Here is a 6,196-nt window from a genome sequence, read left to right as displayed (position 1 = left end):
ATGCAGCAGTACCGCTTCATCCCACCGTCGAGCGTCCCGGACACCTTGATCGTGCCGTTGTTGACGGGCGCGTCACCGGACTTCGTCGGCCACGTCGTGCTCGGGTTGGTGCCGCCACCGGTCGTCGGCGTGGTGGTGCCGGCCACGACCAGTCGCCACTGCTGGTTCGTCCCGTTGAGGTCGGTGTACTGCGAGATCCGCGCGCCGTTGGCGGTGGACCATTCCCAGACCTCGAGGGCCTTGCCGCTGTGCCGGTTGATGAGCTGGATGTTGTCGCCGATGTTCTGCACGGAGAACTGCTGGTTGTTGCCGCTGCTGACCGGCCACTGCCGGTATTCGGCGCCGTCGGCGACGTTCCACTCCCACAGGTCGACGGCCTTGCCGCTGTGCCGGGCGATGATCCGCCACCAGCCGGTGCCCGCCGACTCGAACCTGAACTGCTGGCACTGGCAGCCGTTGCCGCTGTACTGGGTGATCGTGGCGGCGTCGGCCGTGGACGCGCCGGTGACCTCCATGACCTTGCCGCTGTTGACGTTGACCAGGTTGTACCACGTGCCCTGCACGATCGTCGCCGCGTCCGCGGACCGCACGGCCACGGTCGTCACCGCCGCCACGACGGTCAGGACGACCGTGCCGAGCAGGGTCGCCCGCCACCGCCTCTTTGGTCTTGCCACGCCTGAACCTCCTTCGCCGAATGAGGAAAGCGCTTTCCTCGGTGGCGGACCGTATCGATCAGATTCGCCACTGTCAATGCTCCGGTGGAGGTTCCGGTCGCGCGTCCCTCGTCAGCCACGGCGCGATGAAAGCGGGCCGTGAAAACCGCCGGGCGAAGACCAGCTCCGCGGCCACCGCTACGGCTGGAAGTACTCCGACATCATGGGGCCGACCCAGTCCGGCTGCTCGACGTCCGTCGGCAGGAACTCCCGCATCGCCGGCTTCAGGTCGATGACCGGGGTGCCGGAGACCGCGTCGAGGCCGACCACCGTCAGTTCGCGGCCGTGGACGGACTCGATGGCACAGCACGTCACGCCGATACGGTTCGGCCGGCGGGGGCCGCGGCCGGCGAAGATGCCGACCGGCGGGAGGTCGGCGCGGCCGCGGTAGGGGCGGGGCTCGCGGTGGTCGCCGTGGTCCGGGAAGCGATCGAAGACGAAGAGGACCTCCACGTGGGAGAAGCCCTCCAGGCCCTGCAGGCACGCGTCGCCGAAGCGCTCGTCGACGGTGATGGTGCTGCGGACGGCGCCCCAGTTGTCGGTGTCCTGGACGTCCGTCCGGTCGTTCGTGACCGTGCCGATCGGGGTGATCTCGAAACTGGTCATGACCCGAGGTTATCCCGCCACCCGGTCCGCACAGGGGGCGCGGCGCACCGCGCCCCCTGTGCGGACCGTGGACGTCAGGCGCCGGGCGGCGGCGGGGGCGGCGGATCGACGGCGATGCCGACCTGGGCGCGGGGGCCGTAGTTGCCGGCGCCGTCGAAGGCGCGGACCGTGACGATGTAGGTGCCGTAGCCGGTGTACGGGACGTAGGCGGTGGTGTTGCCGACCAGGCTGATGACGGTGCCGTTGAGGGTGACCTCGTAGCCGGCGACGAACTGGTTGTCGGTGGCGGCGGTCCAGCCGACCGTCCAGGAGCCATCCGTCACGCCGCGCAGCGTGAGGCCCGTCGGGACGCTGGGCGGGACCGTGTCGGGCGGGGTGCCGAGGCCGAGCGTGGCGAAGGGCGAGCGGTTGCCGGCGGCGTCGATCGCCCGCACACCGAACGACATGACGACGGGTGGCGGCGTCGGCATGCTGTAGCTGGTGCCGGTGACGGTGGCGACCGGTGCGGTGGACGTGTTGGTGTAGATCTCGTATCCGGTGACGGCGGTGTCGTCGGTCGAGGCGGTCCAACTGAGGGTGAACGTGGTGGCCTGGGCCGTGCCGCGCAGACCGGACGGCGTCGTCGGCGGGCGGACGTCGCGTGACGGCGGGCGGCCGTCACACGGGGCGGCGTTGAGCAGGCAGCCCTGCGGGGTGCCCAGGCCGGACGCGACCCAGCCGAAGGCGGTCGAGGCGCCCGGGGCGAGGCTCGCGTTCCACGGCGCGCCGACGATGACGTAGTGGGCGCCCGAGCGGGTCATCGTGGCGTTCCAGAAGTTGGTGATCGTCGTGCCGGACGGCAGGTCGAACTCGACCCGCCAGCTCGGCAGGGTGGACGCGCCGCCGTTGGTGACGGTCATGTGGGCCGAGTTGCCGGTGGGCCAGGTGCTGTCCTGGACGAAGACGGCGGTGGGCACGGTGGCGGCGCCGGCGGGCACCGGGTTGAGCGTGATCGCGAGGAGACCGGCCGCCGCGACCGCGGCCATCCTCGACAGGAATCGACTCATGTCAATACACGATACGTGGCCGCCGCAATAGTGGGCGAAGGTCAATTCCGCGATCAGCATACCGCACCCACCGGCGCCGGGCACTCGGGCGAACAGGCCTGTTGACCTGGGGTTTTGTTGTCGTACGGTGGGCGCTCCCGACGAACCGGAGGCAAACGTTGCTCGATCCCGGCATGGTGACGTGGGCGCGCGTGGTGCTGCTGCAGGACCACCCGCGACGGTATGAGCTGGTGCAGGCGTACCGCATCATGACGACAGTGCGACCGGACGTGTACCGGCCGAGACTCGCCAGAGCGCTCGGCGACCTGGTGGACGGGTTCACCGCGGCGGCCCCGGCGGACGCGGTCGAACGGCTGGTGACCGAGGCCGTGACGAACCTGCTCGAATGGGCGCGTGGGCTGACCCGCACATCGACCACCGCCGACATCATCACCGACGTCGTGGTGCGGCAGCGCAGACGCCGTGCCGCCGACGACGGACCCGCGTGGGAGCTCCTCGCCGTCGCGGTGGCCCTCGAAGAGGCGGGCAGGGCCGATGCCGCCCTCACCGTGGTGCGGGAGCTCATCGAGCGGGAACGGCGCGAGCGGAAGTTCACCCGGCTCGCGCGGGCCCTCCTGCACGCCGCGGACATGCTGGAGCGGCGGCAGCGGTCCTACGACGCCGCGCCGCTCAGGGAGGAAGGACTGCGACTGCTCGGCGAGGACACCGCAGCGCACCCCGTCGCCGCCCTGCTGACCGCCACGCCGCAGCGCGCCGGCACCGGCAAGAGGCCCGACGGGTCACGGGCAGGCGGCACCCACGCACGTCCGCTGGCGGGCGAGCTGCGCGGCTAGCGGTGCGAGCGCCGGGTCGTTGCCCGCGACACCGTCGCGGAGCACGTTCGTCAGCTGCCACGGGTCACTGCGCAGGTCGTAGAACTCGCGGTCGGTGACGGCGCCCGCGTCGTCATAGATCTCGGTGTACCGGTAGCGCCCCGGCACGTACGTCGACGCCCACGGTGGGATGCCCGCGCCGTTCGCCGGGTCGCGCCAGTACTCCGTGAGCAGCGACGAGCGGTCGCCGGGGCGCGCCAGGTCGCGGCCGTCGACCACGTGACCCGGCGTCACCCCGGCGGCGGCGAGCACCGTCGGGGTGATGTCGAGGTTGGCCGCGAGTCGCTGGTCGCTGCCCCGCTCGATGTGCCCCGGCCAGGAGATCAGCAGCGGGACGCGCTCGGCCTGCAGGTACGGCATGAACTTCTCCTGCAGGCCGTGCTCGCCCCAGAACTTGCCGTTGTCCGACAGCAGGATCACGAGGGTGTCGTCGAGCTCGCCGGTGCTACGGGACGGCCGGGTGGTATTCCCCGTGATACATGCCGAGGAACGGCGCGATGAGCAGCGCGACCTGGCTCGCCAGGAACCACGCGACGGCGAGCCCCGGCACGGCGAGGAGCGCCACCATCGGCACGGTCCGCGCGACGGCGACGGCCCGCGCGAGCCACGCCGGCTCGAACCGCGCCGCGACCACGACGACCAGCAGCCCGGCCGCCGAGCCGAACAGCCAGGCGAGCACCGCCCCGACATACTGCGCCAGCCACGCGAACCCGTCGTGCAGCCACCCGAGATCCAGCGGCGCGTCCACGTCGTCCAGCCGCGCCCCGCGCCACCACCCTGGCCCGTAGGCCGCCAGGAGGAAGTACGTCACAGCGGCCACGACGCACAGCCCCAACGCCCGCGCCGCCCGGCGATCGGTCTCCTGCACCGCCATCGACCGATGATAATCCCACCTCCACGGAGCGGGCCGCTGCGCGACGACGGGTTTCGCTGCAGGTGCACGATCCCGGCCTGGAGCCGGCGCGGACCGCCCCAGGCGCCGAGCACGGCGGCCGCCTCTCAGGCCGGGGCGGTGGCCGAGGCGCTGCGTAGGCAGCGTGGCCCGCGTGACGACTCTGGCTGGTGGGACCGAGGTTGCGTCGCTCCGGCGGTCGTGACGAGGTAGCGGGATGCGTCAGTCGTAGCATCAGGCTGCGGGCTTCCGGCCGTTCGAACTGCGACCTGGATGCACCCGTGCTGGGTGGTTCTCACGGTCTCGCTCAGCCCCACCCGGACGGCGGCGAGCAGGCCCCACTGGAGATCGTCGGAGAGGCGGCGTGACGGTCTGCATTGGCCCAACCGCGCGACTCGCCCCGCGACCACGACGTGCCACCGTGGCGCGGGATAGCGAGGACGCGGGTCGCGGCACGACCGAGCGTACGACGGTCAACAGCACCGGCACGTCACCGCGGAATCTGGACGCGTGCCGACCACAATCGTCGATATCCTGGCCGGCATGGCCATCGCCCGCATGCCTCTCATCGCTGTCGACTGTCCCGATCCTGGTGCGCTCGCTGAGTTCTACGGCGCGATGCTGGATTGGAAGATCGACGTCTCCACCGACCGGGCTTCGGTTTGCGCTGAGAACGGCCAGTGCATCTCCTTCCATCAGGTGGAGGGTTACACGCCGCCGACGTGGCCGACCCAGGAGCGGCCCCAGCAGATGCACCTCGATCTGCTCGTCGACGATCTCGATGCCGCCGAGGCGGCAGTGATCGAACTCGGTGCGACCAGACATCCGGACCAGCCCGGCACGTCCTTCCGGGTCTTCCTGGACCCAGCAGGTCACCCCTTCTGTCTTTGCCTGAACTGATGCAGGTTCCGTCGTTGCTCTGTCAACGGCAGCGCTGTGACCTGGGCGTCTGGGGTTGCCGGTCAGTGGATGGCGGCTCGGTCGTCCAGGGTTGCGTGGCAGCAGTGGTCGGGTGCTGTGACGTTCGGGTGGAGTGGCGGGTGTGGCAGTGACGGAGTTCGGTGGCCCCACCAGGACGCCCTCAACTGGCACCCACCGGCGTTATGTAAACGTGCCCCGGCACGTCGTCACTCTCGGTGATCGCATCCGCGTTGTTCTCACGCGTGCGAGCGTTATCCGCGGCATGAGCTTGTCTTAAACCTTTTGGTGCTTTTCAGGGTGTTGTGTTCTGGTGTTGGGTCTTGCCGACCGTTGGTGTGGGGGACTGGCCGGCGCTCGGCTTCCCGTCCGTCAGCTATCGGGGGCGTGGTGGTCTGTTAGCTGGGTGCGGGGGCGCGTTGGTCGTTGGGTTGGTGCTGGATGGGCGTTGGTTTCGGGTGTTCGACGGTGAACCCGTTTGTCGGACACGAATGGGTAATGTTCAAATCACTGAGTGTGAATGTCTGCTTGTAGGCGCGTAGCGCATGGTTGGCGATGGTCTTCGTGTTGAAGGGGAATGTCATGCCTCGTCGGAGTTGGCGTTGGATCTGGGGTGGACGGGTCGCCGCCAAGCTGGAACGGCCCCTCGGCCCGGAACACCCGGACACGCTCGACACCCACGCCAACCTCGACGCCTCCTACTCGCTGGCGGGCCGCACCGGCGACGCGATCACCATCCTGGAGCGGGTTGCCGCTGACCGTGAACGGCTTCTCGGCGCGGAACACCCGGACACGCTCACCGCCTACGTCAACCTCGCCAGCTCCTATCGGCTGGCGGGCCGCACCGGCGACGCGATCACCATCCTGGAGCGGGTTGCCGCTGACCGTGAACGGCTTCTCGGCCCGGAACACCCGGATACGCTCACTGCCCATTCCAACCTTGCCGCCTCCTACTGGCAGGCGGGCCGCACCGGCGACGCGATCACGATCCAGGAGCGGGTTGCCGCCGACCGTGAACGGCTTCTCGGCCCGGAACACCCGGACACGCTCACCGCCCATTCCAACCTTGCCGCCTCCTACTGGCAGGCGGGCCGCACCGGCGACGCGATCACGATCCAGGAGCGGGTTGCCGCCGACCGTGAACGGCTT

At 70.0% G+C, this 6,196-nt stretch carries 8 protein-coding genes; 3 read left to right on the top strand and 5 right to left on the bottom strand.

Going from position 1 to position 6,196, the window contains the following annotated elements; translation table 11 throughout:
• The 3 genes from ABZS58_RS50465 to ABZS58_RS50455 all read right to left on the bottom strand — a co-directional run.
• Nucleotides 1-674: RICIN domain-containing protein (locus ABZS58_RS50465; RefSeq protein ID WP_354791921.1), on the bottom strand; the 674-nt coding region annotated here is incomplete at its 3' end.
• Between the two features lie 177 nt (nucleotides 675-851).
• Entirely contained in the window at nucleotides 852-1,319 is a 468-nt protein-coding gene (locus tag ABZS58_RS50460) for an SAM-dependent methyltransferase (RefSeq protein WP_354791919.1), read from the bottom strand.
• Between the two features lie 74 nt (nucleotides 1,320-1,393).
• A complete protein-coding gene (locus tag ABZS58_RS50455) occupies nucleotides 1,394-2,365 on the bottom strand; it encodes a cellulose binding domain-containing protein (protein ID WP_354791918.1) in 972 nt (323 codons plus the stop codon).
• 173 nt (nucleotides 2,366-2,538) lie between these two features.
• Between ABZS58_RS50455 and ABZS58_RS50450 the strand changes: the two genes are divergently transcribed.
• Entirely contained in the window at nucleotides 2,539-3,198 is a 660-nt protein-coding gene (locus ABZS58_RS50450; RefSeq protein WP_354791917.1) for a hypothetical protein, read from the top strand.
• Here ABZS58_RS50450 and ABZS58_RS50445 read toward each other — a convergent pair.
• Together ABZS58_RS50445 and ABZS58_RS50440 are read right to left on the bottom strand one after the other, a co-directional pair.
• Entirely contained in the window at nucleotides 3,145-3,714 is a 570-nt protein-coding gene (locus ABZS58_RS50445; protein ID WP_354791922.1) for a sulfatase/phosphatase domain-containing protein, read from the bottom strand. The two genes, ABZS58_RS50450 and ABZS58_RS50445, sit on opposite strands and share 54 nt — an antisense overlap.
• Complete coding sequence (locus tag ABZS58_RS50440) at nucleotides 3,683-4,111, bottom strand: hypothetical protein (RefSeq protein WP_354791916.1); 429 nt, start codon at nucleotides 4,109-4,111, stop codon at nucleotides 3,683-3,685. The genes ABZS58_RS50445 and ABZS58_RS50440 overlap by 32 nt, the downstream gene beginning before the upstream one ends.
• Nucleotides 4,112-4,639: 528 nt before the next feature.
• Here ABZS58_RS50440 and ABZS58_RS50435 point away from each other — a divergent pair.
• Together ABZS58_RS50435 and ABZS58_RS50430 are read left to right on the top strand one after the other, a co-directional pair.
• Nucleotides 4,640-5,029: a VOC family protein gene (locus ABZS58_RS50435; RefSeq protein WP_354791915.1), complete on the top strand. Its 390-nt coding sequence runs from the start codon at nucleotides 4,640-4,642 to the stop codon at nucleotides 5,027-5,029.
• Between the two features lie 573 nt (nucleotides 5,030-5,602).
• Nucleotides 5,603-6,196: tetratricopeptide repeat protein (locus tag ABZS58_RS50430; protein WP_354791913.1), on the top strand; the 594-nt coding region annotated here is incomplete at its 3' end.

It is taken from the genome of Dactylosporangium sp. NPDC005555, assembly GCF_040605635.1.
Classification (GTDB): Bacteria; Actinomycetota; Actinomycetes; order Mycobacteriales; family Micromonosporaceae; genus Dactylosporangium.
Note: the sequence above shows the minus strand (reverse complement) of the source record. Positions and strands in the feature narration are given on the sequence as shown.